The 26,760-nt window shown below is 66.8% G+C and carries 25 protein-coding genes and 1 pseudogene; 17 read left to right on the top strand and 9 right to left on the bottom strand.

Features of this window, described 5'->3' with window-relative positions; translation table 11 throughout:
• The first annotated feature begins 2 nt into the window (after positions 1 to 2).
• The 3 genes from AB2L57_RS17640 to rplI all read left to right on the top strand — a co-directional run bounded on the left by AB2L57_RS17640 (position 3) and on the right by rplI (position 1,338).
• The gene (locus AB2L57_RS17640; protein WP_292815392.1) at positions 3 to 515 is read left to right on the top strand and encodes a single-stranded DNA-binding protein; all 513 of its coding nucleotides are present in this window, start codon (positions 3 to 5) and stop codon (positions 513 to 515) included.
• Positions 516 to 620: 105 nt separating this feature from the next.
• Positions 621 to 875 carry a 30S ribosomal protein S18 gene (gene rpsR, locus AB2L57_RS17635; protein WP_292815389.1) on the top strand — a complete coding sequence of 85 codons (255 nt, stop codon included), beginning with the start codon at positions 621 to 623 and terminating at the stop codon, positions 873 to 875.
• 10 nt (positions 876 to 885) lie between these two features.
• Positions 886 to 1,338, top strand: a complete 453-nt coding sequence (gene rplI / locus AB2L57_RS17630; RefSeq protein ID WP_409047733.1) for a 50S ribosomal protein L9 — start codon at positions 886 to 888, stop codon at positions 1,336 to 1,338.
• Positions 1,339 to 1,633: 295 nt separating this feature from the next.
• On the opposite strand, the gene AB2L57_RS17625 is transcribed toward rplI, so the two are convergent.
• Both AB2L57_RS17625 and AB2L57_RS17620 read right to left on the bottom strand, forming a co-directional pair.
• Positions 1,634 to 2,812 carry a hypothetical protein gene (locus tag AB2L57_RS17625; RefSeq protein WP_409047732.1) on the bottom strand — a complete coding sequence of 393 codons (1,179 nt, stop codon included), beginning with the start codon at positions 2,810 to 2,812 and terminating at the stop codon, positions 1,634 to 1,636.
• An 81-nt stretch (positions 2,813 to 2,893) separates the two neighbouring features.
• Positions 2,894 to 3,787, bottom strand: coding sequence for a hypothetical protein (locus AB2L57_RS17620; protein WP_409047731.1), 894 nt, complete (start codon positions 3,785 to 3,787; stop codon positions 2,894 to 2,896).
• Between the two features lie 678 nt (positions 3,788 to 4,465).
• On the opposite strand from AB2L57_RS17620, the gene dnaB reads away from it, so the two are divergent.
• From dnaB to AB2L57_RS17590, 6 genes and pseudogenes are all read left to right on the top strand, one after another.
• Positions 4,466 to 5,806, top strand: coding sequence for a replicative DNA helicase (gene dnaB, locus AB2L57_RS17615; protein WP_409048651.1), 1,341 nt, complete (start codon positions 4,466 to 4,468; stop codon positions 5,804 to 5,806).
• 97 nt (positions 5,807 to 5,903) lie between these two features.
• Entirely contained in the window at positions 5,904 to 6,728 is an 825-nt protein-coding gene (locus AB2L57_RS17610) for an SMODS domain-containing nucleotidyltransferase (RefSeq protein ID WP_054678980.1), read from the top strand.
• Entirely contained in the window at positions 6,725 to 7,663 is a 939-nt protein-coding gene (locus AB2L57_RS17605) for an S-4TM family putative pore-forming effector (RefSeq protein ID WP_156366342.1), read from the top strand. The genes AB2L57_RS17610 and AB2L57_RS17605 overlap by 4 nt, the downstream gene beginning before the upstream one ends.
• On the top strand, positions 7,660 to 8,532 hold the full coding sequence (locus AB2L57_RS17600) for an SMODS domain-containing nucleotidyltransferase (protein WP_054678985.1): 873 nt from the start codon (positions 7,660 to 7,662) through the stop codon (positions 8,530 to 8,532). Before AB2L57_RS17605 ends, AB2L57_RS17600 begins: the two co-directional genes overlap by 4 nt.
• Positions 8,533 to 8,629: 97 nt before the next feature.
• Positions 8,630 to 9,565: pseudogene (locus AB2L57_RS17595) on the top strand (IS481 family transposase); the annotation flags it as partial.
• 290 nt (positions 9,566 to 9,855) lie between these two features.
• Complete coding sequence (locus tag AB2L57_RS17590) at positions 9,856 to 11,055, top strand: IS30 family transposase (protein WP_409048650.1); 1,200 nt, start codon at positions 9,856 to 9,858, stop codon at positions 11,053 to 11,055.
• A gap of 111 nt (positions 11,056 to 11,166) precedes the next feature.
• Here the strand turns inward: AB2L57_RS17590 and AB2L57_RS17585 are convergent, their stop codons facing one another.
• Positions 11,167 to 11,484 (bottom strand): hypothetical protein, encoded by a 318-nt coding sequence (locus tag AB2L57_RS17585; protein WP_045246937.1) that lies wholly within the window; start codon positions 11,482 to 11,484, stop codon positions 11,167 to 11,169.
• 264 nt (positions 11,485 to 11,748) lie between these two features.
• On the opposite strand from AB2L57_RS17585, the gene AB2L57_RS17580 reads away from it, so the two are divergent.
• Genes AB2L57_RS17580 through AB2L57_RS17560 form a run of 5 tightly spaced genes read left to right on the top strand, consistent with a single transcriptional unit; the run spans position 11,749 to position 18,475 of the window.
• Positions 11,749 to 12,507 carry a TnsA-like heteromeric transposase endonuclease subunit gene (locus tag AB2L57_RS17580; protein WP_198553656.1) on the top strand — a complete coding sequence of 253 codons (759 nt, stop codon included), beginning with the start codon at positions 11,749 to 11,751 and terminating at the stop codon, positions 12,505 to 12,507.
• A gap of 34 nt (positions 12,508 to 12,541) precedes the next feature.
• Positions 12,542 to 14,692, top strand: coding sequence for an integrase (locus AB2L57_RS17575; RefSeq protein WP_409047730.1), 2,151 nt, complete (start codon positions 12,542 to 12,544; stop codon positions 14,690 to 14,692).
• Positions 14,689 to 15,867 (top strand): AAA family ATPase, encoded by a 1,179-nt coding sequence (locus AB2L57_RS17570; RefSeq protein ID WP_409047729.1) that lies wholly within the window; start codon positions 14,689 to 14,691, stop codon positions 15,865 to 15,867. Before AB2L57_RS17575 ends, AB2L57_RS17570 begins: the two co-directional genes overlap by 4 nt.
• Complete coding sequence (locus tag AB2L57_RS17565; protein ID WP_409047728.1) at positions 15,867 to 18,284, top strand: TniQ family protein; 2,418 nt, start codon at positions 15,867 to 15,869, stop codon at positions 18,282 to 18,284. The genes AB2L57_RS17570 and AB2L57_RS17565 overlap by 1 nt, the downstream gene beginning before the upstream one ends.
• Positions 18,281 to 18,475 (top strand): hypothetical protein, encoded by a 195-nt coding sequence (locus tag AB2L57_RS17560; protein ID WP_101305229.1) that lies wholly within the window; start codon positions 18,281 to 18,283, stop codon positions 18,473 to 18,475. The genes AB2L57_RS17565 and AB2L57_RS17560 overlap by 4 nt, the downstream gene beginning before the upstream one ends.
• 396 nt (positions 18,476 to 18,871) lie before the next feature.
• On the opposite strand, the gene AB2L57_RS17555 is transcribed toward AB2L57_RS17560, so the two are convergent.
• The 6 genes from AB2L57_RS17555 to AB2L57_RS17530 all read right to left on the bottom strand — a co-directional run bounded on the left by AB2L57_RS17555 (position 18,872) and on the right by AB2L57_RS17530 (position 24,029).
• Positions 18,872 to 19,621, bottom strand: coding sequence for a hypothetical protein (locus AB2L57_RS17555; RefSeq protein WP_409047727.1), 750 nt, complete (start codon positions 19,619 to 19,621; stop codon positions 18,872 to 18,874).
• Between the two features lie 78 nt (positions 19,622 to 19,699).
• Positions 19,700 to 20,140, bottom strand: coding sequence for a zinc ABC transporter ATPase (locus AB2L57_RS17550; protein WP_409047726.1), 441 nt, complete (start codon positions 20,138 to 20,140; stop codon positions 19,700 to 19,702).
• Positions 20,141 to 20,199: 59 nt separating this feature from the next.
• Positions 20,200 to 20,625 carry a DNA-binding response regulator gene (locus tag AB2L57_RS17545; RefSeq protein WP_409047725.1) on the bottom strand — a complete coding sequence of 142 codons (426 nt, stop codon included), beginning with the start codon at positions 20,623 to 20,625 and terminating at the stop codon, positions 20,200 to 20,202.
• Positions 20,626 to 20,665: 40 nt separating this feature from the next.
• Positions 20,666 to 21,268 (bottom strand): hypothetical protein, encoded by a 603-nt coding sequence (locus AB2L57_RS17540; protein WP_409047724.1) that lies wholly within the window; start codon positions 21,266 to 21,268, stop codon positions 20,666 to 20,668.
• Positions 21,265 to 23,721 (bottom strand): glycoside hydrolase domain-containing protein, encoded by a 2,457-nt coding sequence (locus AB2L57_RS17535; protein ID WP_409047723.1) that lies wholly within the window; start codon positions 23,719 to 23,721, stop codon positions 21,265 to 21,267. The genes AB2L57_RS17540 and AB2L57_RS17535 overlap by 4 nt, the downstream gene beginning before the upstream one ends.
• A 2-nt stretch (positions 23,722 to 23,723) precedes the next feature.
• Entirely contained in the window at positions 23,724 to 24,029 is a 306-nt protein-coding gene (locus tag AB2L57_RS17530; RefSeq protein ID WP_409047722.1) for a hypothetical protein, read from the bottom strand.
• A 494-nt stretch (positions 24,030 to 24,523) separates the two neighbouring features.
• Between AB2L57_RS17530 and AB2L57_RS17525 the strand changes: the two genes are divergently transcribed.
• The 3 genes from AB2L57_RS17525 to AB2L57_RS17515 all read left to right on the top strand — a co-directional run bounded on the left by AB2L57_RS17525 (position 24,524) and on the right by AB2L57_RS17515 (position 26,756).
• The gene (locus AB2L57_RS17525; protein ID WP_045246905.1) at positions 24,524 to 24,976 is read left to right on the top strand and encodes a hypothetical protein; all 453 of its coding nucleotides are present in this window, start codon (positions 24,524 to 24,526) and stop codon (positions 24,974 to 24,976) included.
• A 92-nt stretch (positions 24,977 to 25,068) separates the two neighbouring features.
• Entirely contained in the window at positions 25,069 to 25,737 is a 669-nt protein-coding gene (locus AB2L57_RS17520) for a thioredoxin domain-containing protein (protein ID WP_045246904.1), read from the top strand.
• An 11-nt stretch (positions 25,738 to 25,748) separates the two neighbouring features.
• The gene (locus AB2L57_RS17515; RefSeq protein WP_231902747.1) at positions 25,749 to 26,756 is read left to right on the top strand and encodes an NAD(P)-binding domain-containing protein; all 1,008 of its coding nucleotides are present in this window, start codon (positions 25,749 to 25,751) and stop codon (positions 26,754 to 26,756) included.
• Positions 26,757 to 26,760: the final 4 nt, after the last annotated feature.

Genomic DNA, 26,760 nt, shown 5'->3' with positions numbered 1-26,760 from the left:
CCATGGCCGGTGAGACCATCATCACCGTGGTCGGCAACCTGACCGCCGATCCCGAGCTGCGCTACACGCAGAACGGGCTCCCCGTCGCGAACTTCACGATCGCGTCGACGCCGCGCAACTTCGACCGTGCCGCGAACGAGTGGAAGGACGGCGAAGCGCTGTTCCTCCGCGCGAGCGTGTGGCGCGAGTTCGCCGAGCACGTCGCCGGCTCGCTCACCAAGGGCTCGCGCGTGATCGCGACCGGTCGCCTCAAGCAGCGCTCATACGAGACGCGCGAGGGCGAGAAGCGCACCGCGATCGAGCTCGAGATCGACGAGATCGGCCCCTCGCTGCGCTACGCGACCGCTCAGGTCACGCGCGCGTCGAGTGGCGGCGGCGGTGGCGGTCAGAACCGCCAGCAGGTCACCGAAGAGCCGTGGGCGACGCCCGCATCGACGAACGCGGGCGGCAACGCCTCGTCGGGCGCCGACGCGTGGAGCACCCCCGGGTCCTACGGCGACGACACCCCGTTCTAAAGAAGACAAGATTCCGGATGCCGCATCCGGTCTGCCCGCGAGCCGAGAGGCGCGCCGGGCGACAGACCGGGCCGCAGCATCCGACCTCACACCTGAAGGAAGACCATGGCTGGAAAGTCCAGCGGCGATCGCCGCAAGCCGCGGAAGGGCGCGAAGAACGCCGCCCCCGCGAAGCCGACCCGCGTCGGCGTCATCGACTACAAGGATGTCGCCACGCTTCGCAAGTTCGTCTCGGAGCGCGGCAAGATCCGTGCCCGTCGTATCACCGGTGTCTCGGTGCAGGAGCAGCGCCTCATCGCGACCGCGATCAAGAACGCCCGCGAAATGGCGCTCCTGCCCTACGCCGGCGCCGGCCGCTAAGGAGTAACCCATGTCGAAGCTGATTCTCACGAACGAGGTGGCCGGACTCGGCAGCGCCGGTGACGTCATCGAGGTCAAGAACGGGTACGCCCGCAACTACCTCATCCCCCAGGGCTTCGCCGTCGCGTGGACGCGCGGTGGCGAGAAGCAGGTGGCGTCCATCCGCGCCGCCCGCGAGGCCCGCGCCATCCACGACCACGAAGAGGCCGTGGCGCTGAAGAACACCCTCGAAGGCACTCGCGTGCGCCTCGTCGTCAAGGCCGGCGCCGAGGGGCGCCTGTTCGGCTCGGTCAAGACCGACGCCGTCGCCGACGCCGTCAAGGCCGCGGGCCTGGGCGAGATCGACAAGCGCAAGGTGCACTTCCCGTCGCCGATCAAGTCGGTGGGCGAGCACGAGGCCACGGTCCGTCTGCGTGACGACCTGACCGCCGTGATCACCCTCCAGGTGATCGCCGCCAAGTAAGCACGGCGCATCTGCGCACGCGGATGCCGCGGAGCCCCTCGGGGTCCCGCGGCATCCGTCGTTTCGGCGCGGGGCGGTGCGCGTTGCGGTCGGCGGTCGGCGGCGGTTGGCGCCGCGGCGTCGACGCGCGAGGGGCGGGGCGCGCTGTGTCCTCGGCGTTGGGACCAACTGGGGCCTGTCTTCGGCGTTGGGGCGTCAGGGCGACGTTGGGGCGCGCTGCAGCACGCCCCAACGTGGTTTCAACGCCCCAACGCCGCCGACGAGCGCGACGTCGCCGGGGTCAGCGTCGCCGGGGTCAGCGCCGCGAGCGGGCGGGCCCGCGCAGCCGCAGGCCGAGGCCCACGGCGACCGCCGCGACGCCCACGGCCAGTGCGAGCAGCGCGGAGCCGCCGTTGCCGCCCGTCTGAGCCAGTTCGACGCCCGCGGGTGTGCCGACAATCGAGGCGAGCCCGCCGGTCAGCATCGCCCCGTCCGTTCCCTCGACGGGCGTGCCGGGGATCGTCGGGTCGCCCGGCTCGCCCGGGTCGGTCGTGCCCGGGTCGGTCGTGCCCGGGTTCGCCGGGCCGGTGACGGGTTCGGTCGTCGTGCTGTCGCCGATGACCGAGATGGAGTTGCCGCCGACGGTGACGGGAGCGACGAGGGGCAGGCTGAGCTGCGTTCCGCCCAGGATGCTGTCCGCACCGCTTGTCGCCGGGTCGCTACCGTCCGTGCCCGCTGATCCGGGCATCGCTTCACCCGACGTCGCGCCCGAAGACGCGCTGTCGCCGAGCACCGACACGGCGTTGCCGCCGACGGTCACGGGTGCGGCGACCGCCGCCGCGACCTGAGTTCCGCTCAGGATGCTGTCGTCACCTGCCGTGATCGGCGCGCTGCCCGAAGGGCCGGTGCCGCCGACGCCGGTGCCGCCGACGCCGGCGCCGCCGGTGCTCGACCGGTCGGTGCCGCTGTCGCCGATGACCGAGATGGCGTTGCCGCCGACCGTGACGGGCGCGGTGATCGGCGCGATCGCCTGGGTGCCTCCCGCGATCGCGTCCTCGCCCGACGTGGTCGGCGAGGCAGTATCCGTCGTCGTGGGCTCGGCAGGTGCGGTCGGCGCCGCTGTCTGCGCGCCTGTGGACGCACTGTCGCCCAGTACCGAGATGCCGTTGCCTGCCACCGTGACGGGCACGGAGACGGTCACGAGCGCCTGCGTGCCCGATCCGGCGCCGCCGTCTCCGGACGTGCTGTCCGCCGGCGTGGGCGCGGGCGGCGCGGGAGCGGTCGTGCCGGCGTCCGCCGACGAAGAGTCGCCGAGGACAGAGATGGCGTTGCCGCCGATCGTGAGGGGAGCCTCGACCCCGAGCAGCGCCTGGGTGCCCGAGAGCAGCCCGTCGTCGCCGGTCGTATCGGCCGCGTGGGCGACCCCCGCTCCGAGGACGGCGATGCCGCCGCCGATGAACGCCCCGAGGAGCGCTCGCTTGATGAAGGTGTGCATGATGATTCTCCTGACTGAGTTGGGGAAGAGCGCGCCGAAGCGCGCGAGTGCATCTGCCGCGCGAACGCGGCGGAGCGCCCCTCAGTCAGGGGTGGTGTCAGTGGCGAAGACGGGCGCGCCAGGCAGGCGCAGGCCCGCCCTGCGGGCGCGGTCGAGTGCGATGAGTGCGGCCGTCCACGCCGTCGACAGCAGTGCGCCGACCAGGGCAGCCGGTCCCGTGGAACCCGAATTCCAGCTGCCGCCGCTCGCCGAACCCGCCGGCGCGCCGAGGCCGCCCGAACCCGATCCGGAGAACGCACCCGGGATGCCGGGGGCCACGGCCGCGACGCCGGCAACCCCCGCGATCGCGGCAAGGCTCCCCCAGAACGCCGGTGAGGCGATCGGAGTCGGCGCGGCAGTGGTGACGGGGGTGATGGCGGCGGGGGCGAGTGGAACGGCCTGCGGGAGCGTCGGGGGCGCCTGCGGTGTCGCGACGCCGGGCACATCGGGAAGAGTGATCGGCGGCAGTGTCGTGCCGGCGCCCGCCGTCGCCTCCGCCACGGCGCCCACGGTGCCGTTCACGGCGCTCACGACCGCCGTGTCGATCCGCGTGATCGTCGCGGTGACGTGTCCCGTCACCGCGTCTGCTGTCTCGGCCACGGTCGAGGTGAGGTTCGCAACGGGTGCAGCGACCGGCTCGGGGAGGTGGGTGACGACCGGTGTCACCACAGGGGCCACCGCGGGCTCGACGACGTCGAGGGTGGCCGAGGCGACAGCATTCACGTCTGTGACGAGCGAGTTCGCCGTCTCGCCGATGCCGTCCACGGTCGAGGTGATCACGCCGAGCAGTCCGCGTTCGCCCGTGTCGTCCGTGGCGGCGGCCGACGCGCTGTCGGGTGCGGCGAAGAGTGTGAGGGCGGCCCAGGCGAAGCCGACGCCGAGACCGATGGCGGTCCACCGGCCACGCTTCGCGATTCTGCCGCGCGCGACGTTCATGCCCTCACCCCCCGGTCGGACTCGTGCGGACCCGGACGTCGGATTCCGCCGTGCGGCGACGATACGCCCATATATCGCTTGGTGTAAACCCCTCGAGCGCAGATTCGCGACACGCCCGGGGGCGGGATCGCCGACACGCCCGGGACGAGCGCCGGGTTGCGCTATCCCCCATTTGGGGGACAAATCCCCCCAGAGTTGTACACACCCCACAGTCACTAAGGGCAACCTTCAATCAACGGTTCAACTGATTCTGATTCCACAGGCTGTGAAACAGCAAACCCCAGGTCAAAAGTCCCATTATTTCGTAGATGAGAGCCGTCTCATCTAGTTCTCCACAGGTTCCATCCACAGGCAGGGCGGCGTGTTGCCGACTCTCTCCACAGAGTTATCCACAGGCTGTCTTGCGCTCCGTCAGGGCGGCCCATACCGTGAGGAAACGCACTTTCGGGGGAGGCCCGACGATGTCTGTCGGGCGGATGTCGGAGGGCTCTGCTGTGCTGGTGCGAGGGACATCGAGGCGCAGTGACGGCCTCCGTGTTCGGCGAAAGCGAGGTGCGTCCGTCAGGGTGCACGACGATGCGCACCGACCGGGGCGCACAGTGTCCGCGAGAGCGGAAACATGCCGAATGGCGGCGGAGAGGAGTGCGGGTGTCGATCGCGGACATTTCCGAGGAGCGGATGGGCGGAGGCCCCCGCACCACTGAGCGCACCCCACCGCACGACCTGCTCGCCGAGCAGAGCACCCTGGGCGGCATGCTGCTGTCGAAAGACGCCGTCGCCGACGTCGTCGAGACGCTTCGCGGCCCGGACTTCTACGTGCCCAAGCACGAGGTCATCTTCGAGGCGCTGCTCACCCTCTACTCCCACGGCGAGCCCACCGATGTGGTCGCCGTCACCGACGAGCTGATCAAGACCGGCGATCTGCAGCGCGCGGGTGGTGCCGACTATCTGCACAGCCTCACCTCGATCGTGCCGACCGCGGCCAACGCCGGCTATTACGCCACGATCGTCGCCGAGCGGGCGCTGCTGCGTCGACTGGTGGATGCCGGGACCCGCATCGTGCAGATGGGCTACTCGGGTCAGGGTGAGGCCCTCGACCTGGTCAACAACGCCCAGGCCGAGATCTATTCGGTGACGGGTTCGCAGGAGACCGAGGACTACGTTCCCCTCACGATCGCCGTCGACGCCGCCGTCGAAGAGATCGAGGCAGCCCGCGGCCGTGACGGCATGATGATGGGCGTGCCCACCGGCTTCGCCGAGATGGACGACCTCACCAACGGGCTGCACCCCGGCCAGCTCATCATCATCGCGGCGCGCCCGGCCCTCGGTAAGTCCACGCTCGCGCTCGACTTCGCGCGCGCCGCATCGATCGGCCACAATCTGCCCACGATCTTCTTCTCGCTCGAGATGGGGCGCAGCGAGATCGCGATGCGCCTGATGAGCGCCGAGGGTGCCGTGCCGCTGCACACGATGCGCAAGGGCACGCTCGACTCGCGCGACTGGACGACGATCGCCGCCACCCGCGGGCGCATCAACGACGCCCCCCTCTACATCGACGACTCGCCGAACATGACGCTCGTCGAGATCCGCGCCAAGTGCCGCCGTCTCAAGCAGCGCGCGGGTCTCAAGATGGTCGTCATCGACTACCTGCAGCTGATGACGAGCGGTAAGCGCGTCGAGAGCCGGCAGCAGGAGGTCTCGGAGTTCTCGCGCGCGCTCAAGCTGCTCGCCAAGGAGCTGCAGGTGCCGGTCATCGCGCTCTCGCAGCTGAACCGTGGTCCCGAGCAGCGTCAAGACAAGAAGCCCGCCATCAGCGACCTGCGCGAATCGGGCTCCCTCGAGCAGGACGCCGACATGGTCATCCTGCTGCACCGCGAATCGGCCTACGAGGCCGACAGCCCGCGTGCCGGCGAGGCCGATCTCATCGTCGCGAAGAACCGCAACGGCCCGACCCGCACGGTGACGGTGGCATTCCAGGGCCACTTCTCGCGCTTCACCGATATGGCGCCCGCGGTCTGAGCGCTCTTGTAGGTTCCACGCCGAAATGACATATTCCACGGGTAGTTGGCAGGCACTTGGCATCCCTGCCATTTGCTGTGGACGGAAGGATTGATAGGTGGGCGACACCCCCATCGGTTGGCTCTCTGACCTCAACGCGAAGTACACGCCGAGCTCGACCCAGTTCGACGCGGCCCGAGGGCATCGCGCGTCCATCGAGTCGCGGCTCGACAGCGACCTTGGCGTGCGCGAGATGTTTGAGATTGGATCGCTACGACATGGGACCGGCGTTTGGATCTACAGCGATGCGGACTACCTGGTGTCGCTCAAGGGGATCCGTCCGGAGTCGATCTGGACCATGCTCGAGAAGGTGAAGAGCAGTCTGGAGAGGCGATTTCCGAGCACCACAATCAGTACGCGTCGACCCGCCGTCGTATGCAAGTTCTCGGATGGAACCGTCGAAGTCGTGCCGGGCTACCCGGCAACGACCGGCCACTGGATCGCGCATCCTTCCGGGGGGTGGATGCTCACACATCCCAAGGACCACAACGCGTACGTCAACGGGGTGAACAGTCGGCACAGTGGTGCCGTCAAGAAGCTGGCGCGCGAGCTGAAGGTCTGGAAGTACAAGCGCAACGTTCCAATCTCTTCGTGCTACCTGGAGATGCGGGCCGCGAAGTACATGGATGGGCAGGACACGTATTCGGCGGTCTGGGATCTCCATGGCGCGCTGAAGCATCTCCAGGATGTCGGGCTGGCCGCGATGAACGATCCGACAGGACTGGGTTCGCGTTTCACCGCGTGCTCATCCGACACGAACACGGCGGACGCTCTCTCGAAACTGAACACAGCAGTAGCGCGCGCGGGTCGTGCCAAGGCGCACTGGGTCGCCGGCAAGAGCGCCGAGTCCATCGACGATCTCAAACTTCTATTCAACCAATGACGGCTTCGCACGCGGGCCGCGACTATACGCCGCCAACGAGCGCCACGATGCGCGAGCGGCAGAATCACATGGACGCGCTCCGCTTGCTGATCGCGCAACGTCGCATATACAGCGTCGCGAAGCGATGGCAGTCCGCTCGATGGGTCGGCGTGATGATCATTGGCATCGCAGCGCCCGTGCTGGCCATCATCGTCCCACAGGCAGCGGTCGTCGTCGGCGCCGTCGCGGGAGCTTGGCTCTTCTTTGGACGGACAGCATTCGCGTGGGGTGAGACCCTGAAGATGGGGAGGGCAGCTGCGGTCCAGGAGGACTTCGATCGCTACGTCTTCGCCATGCCCGTGACGATTGCCCGAACGACAGCGCCAACCCGCGAGGACATCGCCGCCATAGCCGGAGATCGTGCACAGACCCTCGCCATCGCGCGACGAGAGAAGCTTCTCGACTGGTATCCGATCAGTCCCGGCGCGTCAGGGGCCACGTCGGTCGCCGTGTCCCAGCGAGCAAACGCTGCGTACTCCGATCGTCTACTTCGTGCCACCGTGGCCGTCTGGGCCAGCGCAAGCCTCGGGTGGGCGTTGTTGATGACGATCGTGAGCATGGCGGCGGGACTCAGCTTGGGTACGTTCCTCGTGGGAGTGCTTCTCCCCGTGTTGCCAGCGTGCCTCGATGCATTTGAGTACATCCGCAGCACATTCCTGGCTGCCCGAGATCGCCGGGATCTCGCCGCGACCATCGAGTCGCGCCTGCTTACCGGAGCAGCTCCTGTGGATGGTCAGGAGCTGCTGGTCTGGCAGGAACGGATCTACGAGCTCCGCCAGACCACGCCGCAGATCCCCAACTGGCTCTACCGACTGTTGAGGCCGAGGAACGAAGCGGCGATGTATGCCGCCGCTGATGATCTGACCATGGGGCGGCCAAACGAGGAGGATGTGTGACGCTGACGACAGCCCAGGCGTTCGCGAGCTTTCAGGAGAGCCTGACGGCCACGGCCTACCAGACTGGAACGTTGATTCCGGCGAGGAGGCGAGGCGTTGAGGAGCGCTTGAGTGGAGCCTTCCCATCCTCGTCCGATCTTCCGTTTTCCGAGTGCAAGATGATGGGTTCTGCCGCGAAGGGCACGATCATCCGACCATTTGACGATGTCGACGTCCTGGCAGTGTTCTCGAACGTGAAGAACGCGTGGAACACGTATCAGTGGGACTCGCAGAGCTTCATCTATCGCATCCGTGCGGCCTACAGTGGGCTTTCAGTTCAACAGGTCGGGACTCGGGGGCAGGCCGTGCGCGTGTTCTATGAGGGAGGTGGTCACGTTGACATCGCTCCCGTATTCGAGGTCGGCGGCGGGGTCTACAAGCTGCCTGCGGGTGACGGCACATGGATTAGCACCGCTCCGTTCGTCGCTTCCAACTGGTACGCGGATCGCCACCGTGATCTTGGCTACCAGTTGTCGCCCGTGATTCGGCTCCTGAAGGCGTGGAATCGCGCACACTCACGACGACTGCGGTCGTTCCATCTCGAGACGGTAGCCGCGACGGTCTTCGGGCAGCTCGGGACTGATCATCGCGTCGCGGTGCTGCGCTTCTTCGAGTGGTCACAGACGAGGTTGGCAGTGGCGGATCCGGGAGGGCAGAGCGGCAACCTGAGCGGCTACTTGTCATGGACTGCGCACCAGGACGTCGTGCAAGCCCTAGAGTCGGCGCGGGTACGCGCGGCGAATGCGATTGCGGCGGAGCAGCGTGCGGACCACGCGGAGGCTAAGCGCCAATGGGCCGTCGTCTTCGGACCCGACTTTCCGACGAGCTAACTGTACTTCCCCGGGAGGTTGTGAACGGGTGAGGTAGGCGAAGACCTCCGGGCAGGATGTGGGTTACCACACTCGCATCCTGACCACGGAGGTCTTCGTGTCTCACGCTAACGCGCCTTTGACGCCGGAAGGGCGTCGTCGTCTTGCTGTCCTCGTCGTGGATCGGGGCTGGTCGTTGCGGCGGGTAGCGGAACGGTTCCAGTGCTCGCCCGCGACGGCGAAACGGTGGGTCGACCGGTATCGGGCTGGGCTGCCGTTGACGGACCGCAGCTTCAGGCCGCAGACCTCGCCGAACCGGCTCCCGCGGAAGACGGAGCGGAGGATCGTGTCGTTGCGGTTCACCCGCCGGTGGGGTCCGCACCGGATCGCGTATCACCTGGGCCTCGCCCGCTCGACGGTCGGCCGGGTGCTGGCCAGGTATGGGATGCCGAAGCTCGTGAACATCGATCAGGCCACCGGGCTGCCAGTCCGCAAGCCGACGCCGAAGCGGTACGAGGTCGCAAGACCGGGCCAGCTGATCCACGTCGACATCAAGAAGCAGGGCCGGATCCCTGATGGCGGCGGCTGGCGCGCCTTCGGCCGCGGATCGGCGCAGGACCGTGCCGCGGGATCCGTCCGTGACAAGGCCGCACGGGCAGGAGCGGCCGGCTCCCGCGGCTACCGGTATCTGCACCACGCCGTCGACGACAACTCGAGAGTCGCGTACTCGGAGATCCTCGACGACGAACGTAAGGAGACCGCGGCAGGGTTCTGGACCCGCGCGAACGCGTTCTTCGCGAGCCTCGGAGTCACGGTCACCGCCGTGATGACAGACAACGGCGCGTGCTACCGGTCACACGCGTTCGCGGACGCGCTCGGCGACGGTGTGAAGCACAAGTGGACAAAGCCGTATCGGCCGCAGACCAACGGGAAGGTCGAACGCTTCAACCGCACCCTCGCCGCCGAATGGGCCTACGCCAAGCCCTACGCCAGCGAAGCAGAGCGAGCCGCGGCATACGAGACCTGGCTGCATCACTACAATCACCACAGACCCGGCGAATTCAACTGGTCGTCGCAACACCTTGATCGTGGAGGTGTTCAGCAGTGGCGACAAAGGATTGGCTCGCGAAGACGAGCGAGGTTCCTGAGGGTGCGCGTCGGCAGTGGCGTGCGGATCGAGCGTTGCGGCCGCCGATGCGTTCGCCTGGACGACCTGAGCCCTCGCGGGCGGTGCAGCGGCAGTTCTGGTGTCTGATCGCGACGGGCATCACCTCGGCCGAGGCGGCGCTGAAGGTGGGCGTGTCCGTGCCGGTCGGGACCCGTTGGTTTCGCCACGCTGGCGGCATGCCACCGATCTCATTGGCCGAGCCCAGCGGTCGCTACCTGTCCTTCGAAGAGCGCGAGGAGATCGCGCTGTTACGCGCCAAGGATGTCGGGGTGCGTGAGATCGCGCGCCGGATCGGCCGCGACCCGGGAACGATCTCCCGCGAGCTGCGCCGCAATGCCGCTACGCGCAGCGGCAAGCAGGAATACCGGGCGCTGGTGGCGCAGTGGAAGGCGCAGCAGGCGGCGAAACGACCGAAGGCGGCGAGATTGGTGACCAACGCTAGGCTGCGCGAGTACGTCCAGGACCGTCTCGCCGGCAACGTTCGCCGGCCTGATGGCAGCGTCGTCGTTGGCCCGGAGCCGCTGGCATGGAAGGGGCGGAACAAGCCGCACCGGCAGGACAGGCGGTGGGCGATCGCGTGGAGCCCGGAGCAGATCTCGCATCGGTTGGAGGTCGACTTCCCGGATGATGAGTCCATGCGCATCAGCCACGAGGCGATCTACCAGTCGCTGTTCATCCAAGGCCGTGGTGCGCTCAAACGCGAGCTCGTTACCTGCCTGCGAACCGGCCGCGCACTCCGGCGGCCACGGGCTCGAGCGCAGAACCGGCCGCAAGGGCACGTCACCGCCGATGTCGTGTTCTCCGAACGCCCCGCAGAGGCTGCGGACCGCGCCGTCCCTGGGCACTGGGAAGGCGACCTGATCATCGGCACCGGCCGGTCGGCGATCGGCACGATCGTCGAGCGCAAGAGCCGCTCGACCCTGCTGGTGCATCTGCCGCGGCTGGAAGGCTATGGCGAGATCCCACCGGTCAAGAACGGTCCTGCGCTGGGCGGCTACGGCGCCGTCGCGATGAACGCCGCGCTCATCGCGACGATGACCAAGCTCCCCGAACAGCTCCGGAAGACGCTCACGTGGGACCGCGGCAAGGAGCTCTCCGCCCACGTCCAGTTCGCGCTCGAGACGGGCACGAAGGTGTTCTTCGCTGATCCCCACTCGCCCTGGCAACGGCCGACGAACGAGAACACCAACGGGTTGCTGCGACAGTACTTCCCGAAGGGCACCGACCTCTCACGCTGGTCCGCGGAAGACCTCGAAGCGGTCGCTCTCGCGCTGAACAACCGGCCACGCAAGGCCCTCGACTGGAAGACACCCGCCGAGGTGTTCGAGGAGCAGCTACGCTCGCTTCAACAACCCGGTGTTGCAACGACCGGTTGAACGCAGGCCCCACACCGGGATCGGCGGCCAGACCCCCTCAGCCCGCGTTCACAACGTCACGGGGAAGTACAGCTAACGGTCGCGATCTCAGATCGGGCGCGATCGTCGCCGTCAGGATGCGGAGCGCTCGGTAGCGCGATCCTCTTCGACGTACTGGCTCGCCGCATTCCACCAGGGATTCTCGCGGACGCGGTACAGGATGGTCCGCTCTCCGGGCACGCGCTCGACGAACTCGATGAAGTTCGCTCGGCGGAGCTTCTGGATCAGTGGGTGCACGATGCCAGGGGAGAGCCGCGTGGCGTCGGTGATCGTCTTCGATGAGAACTTCTCGCCGCGTAGCCCGGCGATCTCGACCATGACGCTGTACATGTAGCTGTTGCCGAAGACGAGCCGGGATTCCTCCGGCGCGATGGGCTCCAACATGGTCATGTCCTTGAGTGTCGCACACGCGGCCGACGTGGGCTTCAGGCCGGCCTGTGGGCGTTGATTTTGTGGTCCCTATATTTGTATCCCTGACGGTGACTTGTTATCTATGTGACGTCCACTACAGTGAATGTCACATTCACTGGTATTCGTGACTCGCATATACCGAATTAACCCGTGATAGCAAGAGCGAGATCCTGAATCGTATTTCGCGAATCTATGGCGGCAGCGTGCATTCTCCCGGACCGATTCGACCCTCACGCTGGCTTCATGACGGAGCGCGAGCAACTCGGGACGCGGGGCGGAGCGTTCCCGGCGGATGTCGGGCTGATGGTTCGCAAAGCGGGTGGCGAGGTGGACGTTGTTCCGCTGCAGTCAGCTCGATTGAGCGTCTTCGACGCCGCCGTCCCGTGGCGTGATTTCCGCTGGTACCGGGGGCAGCGGCATTTCTCGGGCAGCTACTGGTCGGCAACCATGCAATCGCATGTCGGATACGAGTCGCGGCTCGAGTACGCGAACCTGCTGTTGGCCGACTTCGACCCTCGCGTCGACTGGATCCTGTCTCAGCCGTTCCTCCTCGAGGGGGAGGACAAGGGCACACGCCGTCGCCACATTCCCGACTATCTGATCGTCCACGCGGACCAAACCGTCTGCGTGGTGGATGTGAAGCCCGCCGCGAAGCTCACCATCCCGAAGGTGCGTGACTCGCTGAGCTGGTCGCGGCGCGTGATCGAACCCCACGGGTGGGAGTACCGCGTCCAATCCGAGCCGGATGAGGTGTTGCTACGCAACGTCGAGTTCCTTGCCGGCTACCGCCGACCCTTCCAGTTCGCCGACGGCGACGTCACCGGCGCGCTCGGCGAGCTGAGATCGCCCATGGCGTTCGGCGAGGCGGTGCGCGCGATTCCGGCCGTCGCCGGCGGGCTTCTCGCAGCACGCGCGCTTGTCCTGCACCTGCTGTGGGCTCGCCGGCTGAGCACCGACCTGACTCGACTTCTGAGCGCCACGAGCATCGTGACGCGGGCCTGAGATACCACCCCCTCAACACCTGAAGGAGATAGCGATGAGCAGCACGTGGACCCTGAAACCCGGCGTGGACATCGTCTACGACGGCGATGCCTGCACCGTTGCGGAGATCTGCGAGGGCGCGGTCATCGTCCGTACCCGAACTGGGCAGGTTCGGCGCCTGCGGATGATCGACCTCCTGCGCCCCCGCGCTGAGGGAGGTACGACACGCATCCCCGGAAGCAGTCGCGATGAGGACGCGGCTCCACTGGGTGTCGTCTGGGCCGATGCCAGCGACGCGGCCCGCGCGGTGTCCGCCGAGCGCGCTGATCATGTGCGAGAGGTCCTCACCGGCTACCGGTCGGGGGCGGCCGAGATCGCACGTGAGGGCGAACCGAAGCTCGCCTACCATCCGGAGCGTCGCATCGAGGAGCGGATCGCGGCGAAGGCGCTCGAGCTCGGTAAGGGTCGCCGGACCGTCGCGAGGTGGGTGGCGCGGTATAAGGATGCCGGCGAGATCGGACTGATCGATCACCGCAAGGCGCAGCCGGGCAATCTGCTCGTCAACTTCGACGACCGCTGGGTCACGGCGGCACGTGAGGTCATCGATGAGCAGACGCCGGAGTCGAAGGTCGCGAAAAGCATCATCATCGCGAGAGTCAACGCCCGAGCCGACCGCACCCACGGGCCAGGTATCGTCGCCGCCCCTTCTCGAAGCGCCGCATACAAGATCCTCGACGAGCTCTCCCGTGGCCGCGCGACCTTCTCCGGGAGCACCAAGCGCAAGCGCTCCAACGCGAACCGGCCGCCCGCTCCGTACGGACGCCTGCACGCCACCGCGCCCGGCCAATACGTTCTCCTCGATACGACGCCGCTCAACGTCTTCGCCGTGGCCCCGGTGACGGGCAAGTGGGTCGCCGCAGACCTCACGGTCGCGATCGACCTCTACTCCCGCTGCATTCTCGGCATGCGGCTGACGCCCGGCTCAACGAAATCCATCGACGTATCCGGCGTGCTCATGGAAGCGTGCCAACCCTTCGACACTCCCGCGGAGTGGGGCACGAGCGCACGATGGCCCTTCCACGGTGTCGCCGGTTCCGTGCTCGTCGACCCGACGCGCATCCGCGTCCCGCGGTTCGTCCGTGCGGGGATCCTGCCCGACACGATCATCGTCGACCACGGCGCACCGTACCTCTCGGAGCACGTGACCAGCGCGTGCGCACGCCTGGGCATATCCATCCAGCCGGCCCGCGTCTACCAGCCCACCGACAAGAGCCCTGTCGAGAGGTTCTTCCGCACCCTCGACACGTTCCTCCAGGAACTCCCTGGCTACAAGGGCGCGGACGTCGGCGGCCGCGGCGACGACGTCGAAGCCGACGCGGTCTACACGGTCCCGCAGCTGGAGCAGATCATCCGCGAATGGGTCGCGACGGTCTACCACCTCCGACCCCACGACTCCCTCGAGGATCCCCGCCTCCCCGGCGTCAAGCTCAGCCCCGCCGAGAGATACGACCAGGGGCTCGCCGTTGCCGGGCAACTGCGGATGCCGATCGACCGGAGCGTTCTCCTCGAGCTGCTGCCGGTGGTGAAACGGCAGTTCAATCACTACGGCGTCGAGATCCACAAGCTGCGCTACACCGGAGACTCGGTCGCGAAGTACCGCAACCGCGCCCGGTCGATCCACCGAGACAAGGGCACGGAGTGGCCGTTCGTGGTCAACCCCGACGACTTGACGCAGATCTACTTCCACGACCCCGAGGACGGCACCTGGCACACCCTCGAGTGGGAGCACAAGGGAGCCTTCGACACACCGTTCAGCCTCGACGCGCTGGAGTACGCGAAGAAGATCGCGATCCGCCAGGGTCGCCCCTCTCAGGTCGACGACGTCGCCGCGCAGCTGCTCGAGGACTGGGGCGCGGGACGCGCGCTCACCCCATCGGAGAGGCGGATGAGTTCCCGCATGGCCGCGCAGCTCAACGAGAAGGATCCCGCGGCTGACGGGGTGTGGTCGCTGCGCACCGTGCAGCGGATGCTCGAGGCCGAACTGAACCCCACCACAGATCTCGGACGGGAGCTCACCGGCGAGGTCCGCGACCCACGCAAGCGCGTCGACATTCCCGAAACGGGCGATGACGACGACGAGGACGACATCGACGAGCCCACGATCCGATCCGACTACCACTTCGAGCCGATGGAGATGATCCAATGACCGCCACAGTCCCGGGCGAGCACGACGCGCCTCGCCGGCAGCGGAGCCTGTCGACCTACGAGGGATGGAAGGACTTCGCCGAACGTCCCCCGCGCGATAAGCCCGCGTTGCTAACGACCGAGCAGCTCGGATCGCTCGGCCCGGACGAGTTCGCGCGGTACAACGCGGACCGGCGGGCGTGGCACGCGAACATCCTGCTGCGCACCCGGCAGGTGCACGGGGTGCACCTGCAACTGGGCGACATCCTGGACAGCAACCTGCAGGACTCCGACCGGGTCAAATCCGCCGCCGCCCTCGACGCCCCACCGGCCCTCGGGAAGTCGACGGTGGTCAACACGTTCGGGCGCGACTTCCACCGTCAGCGGATCGCGGAAGTGGGCGAGTACCTCGACGAGGATCGCGACATCCTCCACCTCCCGGTCTGCCACATCACCGTCCCAGGGCGCCTCACGATCAAGGGCCTGCACATGATGATCCTCGGGTTCTACGCCCACCCCGCGACCGCGGGCATCCTGCACCGTTCGATGGCCGGCCGAGATCTGGCGCGGGCGGCCGCGGACTGCATCGAACGGCACGACACCCGCCTCGTGATCATCGACGATCTGCACTTCATCCAGATGCGCACCCGCGACGGTGTCGAGGTCGCGAACCAGCTGAAGTGGCTGTCCAACGAGTACAGCGCCACCTTCCTGTTCGCCGGCGTCGCGCTCCGCGAACGCGGCCTCGTCGGCGAGGGCGCGACCGGGAAGGAAGCGGCGATGGCGCAGACGTTCCGCCGCTGGACCGTGCTCAGCCTCGACCCGTACAGCCTGCGCACCAAGCAGACCCGCCAGGAGTGGGAGAGCCTGCTCTGGCACATCGAACAGGCCCTCGTGCTCGCGGACGCGCACGAAGGGATGCTCGTCGACATGTCGCGGTACCTGTTTGCCCGCACCACCGGCAACATCGGCTCGCTCATGGACCTCATCCGCCGCGGCGCGTCCCGCGCCATCCGCACCGGCGCCGAGCGGATCGACCGGAAGCTCCTCGACGACATCCGCATCGACGAGGGAGCAGAAACGGAGCGCACCGAGCTGCAGGCCAAGCACGACCAAGAGGATCGGGCACGCCGTGAGCGGCGCCGACGCCGACTGAAGAGCGACGGCGCCGAAGAGACCGGCGAGGAGGCCGCCTGATGAGCGAGACGGCCGGTGCCGTGCGCGTCCTTCCGTTCCGGGTCCGCCCCTTGCCGGATGAGCCGTTCGACTCCTGGCTGGAGGCCTCGGCGGCCGCGAACCGCGCGACTGTCGCGGAGATGGCGTGCGCGCTCGGCCTGGTGGAGCAGGAGGGCGGCAGGGCGGTGTCAGCGACATCGTGGATGGCCGCGCAGTGGGCGACCGAGCTCACCGATGAGCAGGCGTCCCGGCTGGAGCGGTCGACGGGGATCCCGGCGGCGCAGTTCCAGGAGATGACGCGGATGCGGTTCGCACGCCACGCGATCCGCTACACCCGGCAGGGACGGATCAGCTTCCGCTGCCCCGTCGGCGGGATGGCGGGACGGTACTGCCCCGAATGCCTGGCGGACTCCGGAGGCAGGTGGCGGATGTCGTGGCAGTTCCCATTCACCTTCGCGTGCGTCAGACACCGCCGCATCCTCGCCGACAACTGCCCGGTGTGCCACAAGCCACCGCGTCACACCGGGCACCCGCTCGCCGGGATCCCACATCCCGGGCACTGCCACAATCCCGTCGCCGGTGCCGGGACGGGCCCGATCGCGAGCCGCTGCCGCGGCGACCTCACCGCGCATCCCGAACGCATCGCCGCACCCGACCCGGCGCTCCACGCACAGCGCCGAATGATGCAGATCCTCTCCACCGGCGAGGGCCGGTTCGGGATCTATGCGGACGCCCCGCAACCCGCGATCACCGTCCTCGAAGACATCCGTCTCCTCACCCGCGCCGCAGGAGTTACGCTCTGCGATGGCGGCGACCTCGACATGCCAGAGCTGGAAACGGACCTCCTCGCGGCGGTGCCTCGAGACAAGCATGAGTGGACGTGGGCGGGACCGCCCACAGCGGCCGGCGGCGCGGTCGGTACGACGATCGCGATCGCCGCACTCGAAGACCCCGACCGTGCGGTTCGGCTGCTGGCTGGGCGCCTCGCGGTGAGCACGTCGTACACCGGTCAGACGCCGCAGCTGCAGCGACTGATCGCCGCGTCCCTCGGACGCACCCGACGACCGACGCTGTTCCTACAAGCTGCGCCAGCCTCGGACGTAAACCCGGAAGAGCGGGCACGGAAGGTGCCCGCACAACTCTGGGATGAATGGACGAACGCGCTCACCCCACGCCGCATCAACGGCGACGTCGCCGCCTCCGCGCTGGCCGCGGCCGTCGTGTTCACCGGCACACGGCTGACCCACTCCGCTGCCCTCGCCCTCCTGGACTCGACGGCGCCCATTCGTCAGGTCACTCATGTGATGCGCGAGTTCGGGAGGCCGGGCGCGGAGACGCCCGCCCTCGCGGCGATCCTCAACCTCGCCGCCTACCTCGACAGCCACGAGACACCGATCGACTACGCACGCCGCCGCAGACTCGACTGCACTGAACTCCTTCCCGAAGAGGAATGGCAGCAGCTGTGCGCCCGACTGAATGTCCAACCCGGCTCCGGCGCCCGACACCGCCATGCGCGCGCCCACCTCTACCGGGCCATCACCGGCAACTCGATGCGACGCGCACCGGAAGCATGGGACGCGGCCGGGATATCTCCGCGGACGGTCACGACGTTCACGAAGACGCTGCCGGACACCGTGCGCCGCGAGCTGAACGATATCGGCCGCGCCTTCCTGCTCCGCCGAGGGATCGACGAGCCACTCAGCTGGGCGCCCCCGCTGTCGACGCACATCGAACCCGCCGTCCGCAGCGACCCCGTCGGTGAGTGGGCGACGGCCAGACCCGTCCGTGGCGCACTCGACACACCATCTCGCAGCCGCGAACTCATCGCCCAATACGGTGAGGGCGCGACCACCTATGAGCTCGCACGGCGGACGGGAGTATCGCGGCAGACGGTGTCGCGTGTGCTCGCCGACGGCAACAGCAGTCCCCGCCGCGGACGGCCAATCACGTTCGTCATCGACGAGGCTTGGCTGCGCGAGCGGTACGAGAAGGAAGGGATGACGCTGCGACAGATCGCGGCGCTCGTCGGCTGCAGCGCTCCCACGATCGCGCACCGCATCCAAGCGGCAGGTATCGCGATGCGACCCGGCCCACACGACCGCACCCCTCACCCACTGGCCGGCCGGTCACGGCTCCTCCAGCGCGCCCTCGTCGGCCGCCACCCCATCGAACGCGCGCGCCGATTCCTCATCGCCACACAGCACGACAACGTGCGCGCCGCCGCGGCGACCATCCGCACGACCCAAAGCTCACTGAGCGCCCAGCTCGCAAGCCTCGGCGCCGACGTCGGCGGGGGCCTGTTCGTTGCCGCGGCACGCAACAGGCCGATGCGCCTCACCCCACTCGGCGAACGGCTCGCTCGCGAGCTCCATCGCGCCCTCGCCGCCGACCCCCATACCCAGACCACATCACCTACCGAAGAGAAGAAGGCATCATGACCGAGAAGAAGCGGACCTCCAGTCGTCTGCAACGGGCAGCACGGGAGCGCATGAAGGTGACAGGGGAGAAGTACACCGCGGCGCTGATGGCCGTGACGGAGGACGCCGGGTCACAGACTGAGCTCAGCTCCCCGCCGACCACGCCCGCTGGTTCACTGCGCGCGTCCGTCGACCCCGAGGCGCGGCGGTGAGCCCCGGCTCTACCGAGGATGGCGAGCCGGTCCTCCAGCCCGACACGATGCAGTGGGACAACTCCGGGTGGACCGAAAAGCCGTGGTCGGCACCCCACCTGGCGCCGCTGTTCACCGAGCTCACGTCAGCGAAGACCGCGCCGAGGTGGGCGCGTCGCGCTGTGAAGATCATCCACCGGTACACCCGTGAGCACGGCGAACCGCCGACGTTCCGCGAACTGTTCACCGAGCTCGCCACCCAAGACGCCGACTACGTCGACCATGAGGAGGCGTGGTCGTCACGGGCGGTTCGAAGCCTTGTGATGGTGCATTGGCGGAGGCAGGGATGGGTGCGCTACCGGACCGAGACCCGCACCCTCCGATCTGGACCCACCGCGAACGGCGACCTGTTCCCGGCTACCCGTTCGCCTCGTACGAAGGGAGCGCGTCGAGAAGCTCCTCAAGAACGATGACGAGCTCGTTGCATCCCTGCATGTAGAACAGCGCGTCTGATCCCGGCGTCTCGCCGTCAACGACATCGGCGAACACCGTGCGCGCTTCCCGGGTCGCGGCCTGCAGGCGCGTCTCGATCCCCGGGAGGCTGCGGACCCATTCGTCGATAAGGGTGAAGTCGTCCGCGTCGACGCCGACGTGGAACTCGTGCCCGTGCGGGCCGTGATCGCGGGCATGCGTGTGACCGTGCAGCAGCGGAACACCATCATCCGCGCGTGGGCGGTGGGTTGTGTGCCGGTCGGTGCCGTGTGGGTCGCCGCTGTACGAGTAGTGGGATGCCAGGATCCGGTACCCGCGGCGGGTGCCTTCGATGACCTCGGGGAGGATGCTCCACCCGGCCGCCTTGTACAGCGGGGCGAACCGTTCGATCGCGCGCCTTGACTGTGTCGCCGGCGAAACCCGGTCGTGGTTGCCGGGCACGAGAAACCGTCGCCCATTCAGGTGCGCGGTCAGCCCGACGGATTCTTCGATCGGTCCGAGCGCGAGATCACCGAGATGGAGGACGGTGTCGTCCGCTCCCACCACCTCGGCGTTCATCTCTTCCACAGTCGCAAACGGTCGCTCGGCGAGTTCGCTGATGCGTGCGTGACTGAAATGCTGGTCCGAGGTGACGAAGTCGACCTGGTCGAAATCGAACCACGGATACTCGTTCACTGCGGCCCTCCTTCGGTGAGCGCGGCGCTCGCGAAATCTAGGTATATCTATCGTTTCGCTAGACAGGTGTAGATGTTCCTAGAGATCATCGAGGTCGACCCCGAAGCGTGCCGCGACATCTTCGAGCGGTCCAGCGCTCATGCCGTCGCGCTCACGCACAACGCGTGCGACCTCGCGGTCGTCGATCGCTTCGACCAGCTCCACGAGAACTCGGTCGATGTCGCCGCCGTTCGCCGCGGCGAGTCTCGCCAGTTCTCTGGCCGCGTCAGCGAGTGTGTAGAGACGCTCCCACGGGTGGTCTCCGTGACGGGTGATCGCGACGGTCTCACGAGTGTAGGAGCGTTCGTCCCCGGCGACGAGCCAGTGCTCCTCGCCCTCAGCGGTGATGAAGAAATCGACCACACACTCACCGCAGGGCATCTTGTAGACACCCGGTTCGGTGGACGCCGTCTCGGTCGCACGCGTGATCATCTCGCGGATGACGCCTTCCCAATCGAACGCCGGTTCATCGTCGCCCATGGTGACCTCCCGAAGCAGAACAGAGAAATGTCTCATTTCGAGACCGCGGCGTCTAGGGCTCAGCCCCGCCGCGTTCGCGCACTAGTTCGCTTGACCACCGATGGTGAGACCGAGCTGGTGAGCAAGATCACAGCCTGTACGCGGTCTCGGACGTCGAGTTTGGCGAAAACACGGTTGATGTGCGTTTTCACCGTTGCGGGTGAGAGATGCAATGCCTGGCTGATCTCGCCGTTCGAGAGGCCGAGCGCGATCGCGTTGAACACGTCGCGTTCTCGGGGGGACAGAACGGAGGGGCCCTGTTGGCCCGAGGCGGGCTGGTCGCGGCCGGTGTAGGCGTCAATGAGCTGTCGTGTGATGCGGGGCGTCACGATGGTCTCGCCTCGAGCGACGACGCGTACGGCATCCACGAGTTCGTCGTGAGTTGCAGTCTCGACGAGGAAGGCACTGGCCCCCGCGCGGAGAACTCCGAAGGCGTACTCGTCCAAGATCGGGGGCTGTCGGCGGCGGAGCGGCCGACAGCGTCGGTCATCCCGGTGCTGCCGAGAAGAGCAACGTTGTGACCAAGGCCCCTACGCAGGACAAAGGGACAGTGCTGAGTGCCGCGTACACGTACCAGGCGAATCGTCGTGGTGCGCTGTCGTTTGCCGTCGCGGCTATCCGAGGGCCTCGACCGAGAAACACTGACGTCGCGATGAACCCGACGATCAGCAGGAGCAGCCACCATGTCCAGCTCGGCAGTGCTGCCTCCACGAGGAGGTCCTTCTCGTAACTGGATTCCGTGAGGGGGCCACGAGTGGCGCTGGTCAGCAGGAGCGCTTGGATGAACGCGTACGCACCGACGACGGGCGCGAGCAGCGCCCCGAGAACCGCGGCCACGACCCATGCCACTCGAAGTGAGCTGCGCGCTCGCCAGTACAGCGCCAGGTAGAGCACGAGCGCGCTAAGTCCCGTGAGGAGAAGCGCAGCCCCAGCCCATGGCACCGGGTTCTGACCGATACTGAGCTGCCCAACGGAGGCGGCAAGTCCCACACCGCTCGTCGATACGAACGCGAAGAAGCTCACCGCCCCGACGAAGCCCCATAACAACAGGACACCGAGCATGGCGACGACCGATGCGAGCCGTCTCATGGCGCGGGCGCCGCGCCGGCGCCTGAGGTTGCCATGGTGGAAACCAGAGTAGCCCAGACATCGGAGATCGCATTGAGTTCAGTCGCCGTAGGCGGGATCCCTGGCCCCTGGTACCCGCTGCGGACGTCCATCGTGATGCCGTCGAATGTGAATCTCACAGCAGTGTCGACGAAGATGTTCCCTGAGGTGAACACATCGGTTGCGGCGGCCTTGGCGTTCGCGATGCTGCTGCCGAAGCGCTGCGAGTAGAACGCGCTGTAGCGCCACAGCGGGTCGGCGGCGATGTTGGTGCGAATCTCGCGAACGACGTCGTCGAGTGGACGATTGGGGGTGTCGCTCGCGAGGGAGCCGATCAGGTAGCCGTCGATGTCCCCAACGAGGTCGTCGAAGCTGAAGCTCTTCTGTGTGGACTCGTTTGAGTCCCGGACTCCGAGGTATTTCGCGAACCAGGTCTTGGTGGCACTGTACGTCGCGGGGTGGGGAATGGTGGCATCCTCCGCGAAATTGATCCAGAGCGTCACAAGGTCGAGTACCCAACCTCCGAGATCAGCCACTTCAGCGGTCGACCGCTGACCAGTTGTCGGACGACCGTATTTCAGGTACCCGCGGGCGGTGACCGCCAGGTGTGGAGTCGTGGCGGGCGTGCCGCCGGGTACCGCGAACGATCCGACGAAGTCGGTCTCTGCAGCGGTGCTCTCCTGGGCTGTCGCCCAGCTCGGGAAGCTGTTGAAGAAGTCGGTCGCGAAGCCCACGGGCGGTGGTAGGTAGGCAACGAACTTTGCGGTGAGGTACTCAGCGTTCTTGCCTTGGATATAATAGAGCACCGCGTGAGATTGATCGGTCAGTCCGATGTTGTACCCCGTGATCTCCGCTAGAACCGTGAGATGCGTCACCATCCAATAGAAACGATCGAATGCTCCCGCCACGAGCGGCGTTGCGAGCACGTCGAACTTTCCTACTGGGCTAGCGCGCGATGACTGGACGTTCTTGTCGATCTCCATGCTCGTGCCGTCTGGTGTGAATCCGCTGGTGCCTGCGAGTGCGTAGTTCTGGATCTGGTCGTACGACCATGCCGGCGGCAGTGGGTATCCGAGGTTGCCGCTCCAACCCCAGGACATCGACGCGATGAAGGCTTCTTCCGCCAGCCCTCCGTTGATCAGCCGCGCACACACATTGCGCGTTCCATAGACGCCGATCTTGTATCCCACGCGTGTTCTCGCGAGGCGCTCCTTCACTCCCTGAAAGTATGGAATGACGGCAGCGCTGATCGCGTCATCTGTCGCATCGAAATCAACGGAGAAGAACACGGTCGTGCCAGCAGCGAAGCCCAGCTGACGGAGTCTTCGCGCCGCCTGCTGAGCGTGCCCTTCGCCGATTTCTTTGTTGAAGTATCCGATCGATGTGCCGGCCTCCTGCATGATCGGAAAAGTCTCGAGCCCCGCGTCGAAGATTGTCTTCAGCTCGCCGGGGAGGTAACGCTTGCTGGTAACCGTAAGGTAACGTCCGACGGTTCGGTAGCCCGCCGAATACAGAGCGTTGCAGAGTCCTGCATTCAGCTGAGTGGACATGTCACTGGAGATGCCTGGCCGGGTTTCGTCACCGGTGCTGATGAGCAGCGACGCCCATGTTCGGTAGTCGCCGGAGCCATGTACAGGGAGCTCAGCATACTGCTGGAAGTCCCGAGTCGCGCTGGTGGTTGCTGCGTCGAAGCTGCCTGAGAACGGGCTGGCATATCCGTTGAACCGAAGTGCGCCCTGGAAGAGCCTCACCCAGTTCTTGTCGTAGTCGGTGCTGCCCTGGCTCACGTTGGCGTTGGCCTGCAGGCCAGTCTTGGTGCCGGGACCGAAGTTTCCGTTCGCGACGCTATCCGACATGTTCAGCCCGTACTGGATGGCGTACATCATGCCTTGTTGCGTGTTTCGTGAGAACAGACCATCGCACGGCAGGATATTGAAGGCGGAACGATTGCTGAACTTCCCGTTTAGCCACTGCTGGACCGCGCGCTTTTCGTTCGTTCCGCCAGAGAGCAGTGTGTAGGCATCCATTGACATCAGGCTCTTCAGGACCTTCGGGGAGATCGAGGTCGCGGGCGTCAACCCCATGTTTGTGGTCAGGGTCTGGACCGATGATTGCACGACGCCGTCGTAGGTCCCCCATGCGTATCCACCGACGTACCCCTTGCACCAGAGTGCACCCTGGGCCAGGTGTATAACATTTGGTTTGCTCGTCGAAGCCGAGACAGCGCCGATCTGTGACGTGAAGGCACTTGTCGTTCCAGCGCCGAAATTGTCTGCGAGAGTGTTGATGCCCAACTCAATCTGGAGACCCCGAATGAGACCGAAAATGGTCTCCCATCCAGTGAACCCGCTTTCCGTGACGTGGTTCCACTGCGGGTGTCCACCGTATGTGGCGTTCAACCAATTCTGGGTGTGCTGAACCATGTAGTCGACCACAATTATGCCTTTCGCGACGCAGAGGAGTCGGTCAGTTCGGTCCCGGACGATGTGACAGCGGCGACCGATAGCCTCCCGGTGGCGCGTGCTTCCACAGCGGCGTCATCCGGTATGAGGGCGAACACTTGACCTACTTGCGAGATCGACGGCTTCGAGGTCGTCGTATCTGATTCTTCGGGGGTGAGTGAGATGAGAATGGTTTCACCTGCCGGGAGCATTGCATTCAGGTTGAACACGCGATCGATCATGCGATTCTGCGGGGTCTCAGGGTCGGCGCTGACCTGGTTGCCATCGATGTCGACGGTCAACGGGGGCACTGAGCGATACGTACGCGCGATAACGGCGACCCCGGCGGGGACTGCGTGGGGGCCCACGCTTAGCAGCTCGACTGCAGCGGGATAGCTATACCCCTCGGACTTCGCCCAGACCGTTCGCAGTTCGAGTCCCCACGGTGCAGCCGCGGCTTCCTGGTACGTCGAGTGAGTATCGTCGCTGTTGCTCGTGGCGTCCGCGCCGCCCGTCGCCCCGCTGCGCTACGGCAACTCGCCACGGTGCCCGCTCGCCAGCCCGAACCCGCCCACGCCTGACCACCGACCCCTCGCCCCGCGGTGGCAGAACACCGCCCGACTTGGAACCGGCCCTTGTGAAGACCCCCATCAAAGCCACCTTCGCCACCGTTGCCGTCGTCATCGTCCTGGTTGACCGGCTAGCCGCGCCGGACCCGGCCGGCGCTGCCGGCGCTCCCGTGCTCGGGTGAACCGGGCTCCGAATGGGTTTAGGTGCGCACGGTAGGCTGTGGGCGATGGTCTCTTCGGCCCGGACTCCGCGCTCCACGACGCTGAATGAGCAATTGTTGATAATGAGGCTCATTACCAGCGTCGGTTTGGCGCTGCTGCTGATGTTGGGTCTGGCAGCGACGGGTCACACAGAGGCGGACGGTTCGACTCCTGTTCCGCTGGTGATTTCTGGGTTCATGGACCCCCACGTCGAGCCCGTGGCAGACGCCCCAGTCGAGCATGAGGCGGTCGCCGGTGGCGTCGTTTCTGGGCCGAACGCGTTGGTGGGCGCTGCGCTGTGCATGTTGGGCGTGTTGTGCGGGCTGACGTTCATGGTGGTGCTGCGGGGGTTGTGGCGTCGGCGGATGCCTCCGGTTCTCGGTGACGGGCCACGGATGCCTTCGCTGCTTCCGGCGCCGGCTGCCCGTGCTCACCCGATTGTCTTTTCGTTGACGCAGTTGGGTCTTTCCCGAACCTGACATTGTGGCACGCCATCCTTTCCGGGTGGCGCTTCGTCCCGGGCTGCGTGCCCGGGTTCTGTCCTGTGCCGTGTCTTGGTTTGGAGTACCCGATGAAAACCCCTGTGAAGGCGACGCTCGTCACCATTGCCGTTGTGGTGGTGATGGTGATCGCCGCGTTGATCTATGTCCTTGTCAATCAGAGCCAGTCCGCTCCACCTTCATCTGGGGGCGGTGACGCATCCCCGCAGGTGGTGCGGGAGAGCTCGCATGTCCTCGACGACGGCGGGGAGGGCGCTGTCACCCTGGTGGAGTTCCTCGACTTCGAGTGCGAGGCGTGTGGCGCGTTCTTCCCGATCGTGGAGGATATGCGGGAGCAGTTCGCTGGGGAGATCACGTATGTGGTCCGCTACTTCCCGCTGCCCGGTCACTTCAATTCGAAGAACGCGGCGGTCGCGGCGGAAGCGGCCGCGCAGCAGGACCGGTTCGAGGACATGTATGTCCGGTTGTTCGAGACGCAGGCGGAGTGGGGTGAGGCGCAGGAGTCTCGCGCCGACCTGTTCCGTGGCTTCGCGGAGGAGATCGGTCTGGACATGGCCGCCTATGACGCCGCCGTGGCGGACCCGGCTACGGCGGAGCGGGTGGAGCTGGATTTCGAGGAGGGCCAGGCGCTCGGGGTGAGCAGCACGCCGACGTTCTTCCTCGACGGTGAGCTGCTCGAGCTGCAGGAGTGGGACGACCTCGAGAACGCCATCCAGGCTGCGGTGAACGGTGGCCGGTGATGCGGGCGGGTTTGACGCATCGGCGGGCGATCATCGTCGGCGCCGGGCAGTCTGGGCTCGCGGTTGCCGCGGCTCTGGCCGCGGAAGGGCTGCGGCCGCAGCACGAGTTTGTGGTGATCGACGCCGCCAGCACGGGGCAGCGTTCCTGGTCCTCACGGTGGCATTCGATGGAGCTTCTCAGCGACGCCCGGCATAGCGCGCTGTCTCCGCGGCGGCTGCTGGGTGACCAGCGCCGGCATCCGCGAGTGGACGAGATGGCGGACTACCTCACCTTCGTGGAAGCCGGGCTGGGCGTGGAGACGGTCTGGGGCATCCAGGCGACCGGGGTGGAGCATCGCGGGAACGGCTCGACTCTGCTGCTGTCGACGACGGCAGGGGAGGTGCAGACCCGCAACGTGATCTGCGCGACGGGCGCGGCCGCGCACCCGCGGATTCCGGAGTGGGCGTCTCTGCTGACGATGCCCGGGGTGGTGCTGCACAGCAGCGAGTACCTGTACCCGAAGCAGATCCCCGTCGGCGACGTGCTCATCGTGGGCGGCGGGAACAGCGGTGTGCAGCTGGCCCGCGAACTGTCCGCGTCGCACACCGTGACGCTGTCCGTGCGAACCCGGCGGCAGCATCGCCCCGCGATGAGCTATCCCGCCGCGGCGGGGGAGAGGGTGCCGCTGTTCTCGCGGGAGCGTCGCCCCGAGCCGATCTTCGGCGACAGCTATGAGCAGCTGCGCCGCGTCGGGGTCACGATCGCAGCTGCGGTGCAGGACGCGGCCGGCGCCGGGGTGACCTTCGCCGATGGCACGCAGGCATCCCCCCGCTCGGTGATCCTCGCCACCGGCTACACCCCTGGCGACGACTGGCTCCCGGAACCGGCCCGCGTCGACCGGCCGCGGCGCACCCTGACCGGCCTGCCCGGGCTGTTCGTGGCGGGGATGCCGCAGTACGGCGGCCGCGGCTCCGACACCCTCGCCGGGGTCTGGAAAGACGCGACGACGATCGCCCAGCACATCATCAACCGGCCCTGAAAGG

It is taken from the genome of Microbacterium sp. HA-8, from assembly GCF_046111165.1.
GTDB lineage: Bacteria > Actinomycetota > Actinomycetes > Actinomycetales > Microbacteriaceae > Microbacterium.
The sequence above is the reverse complement of the archived record's forward strand: the minus strand, read 5'-3'. Positions and strand labels throughout refer to the sequence as shown.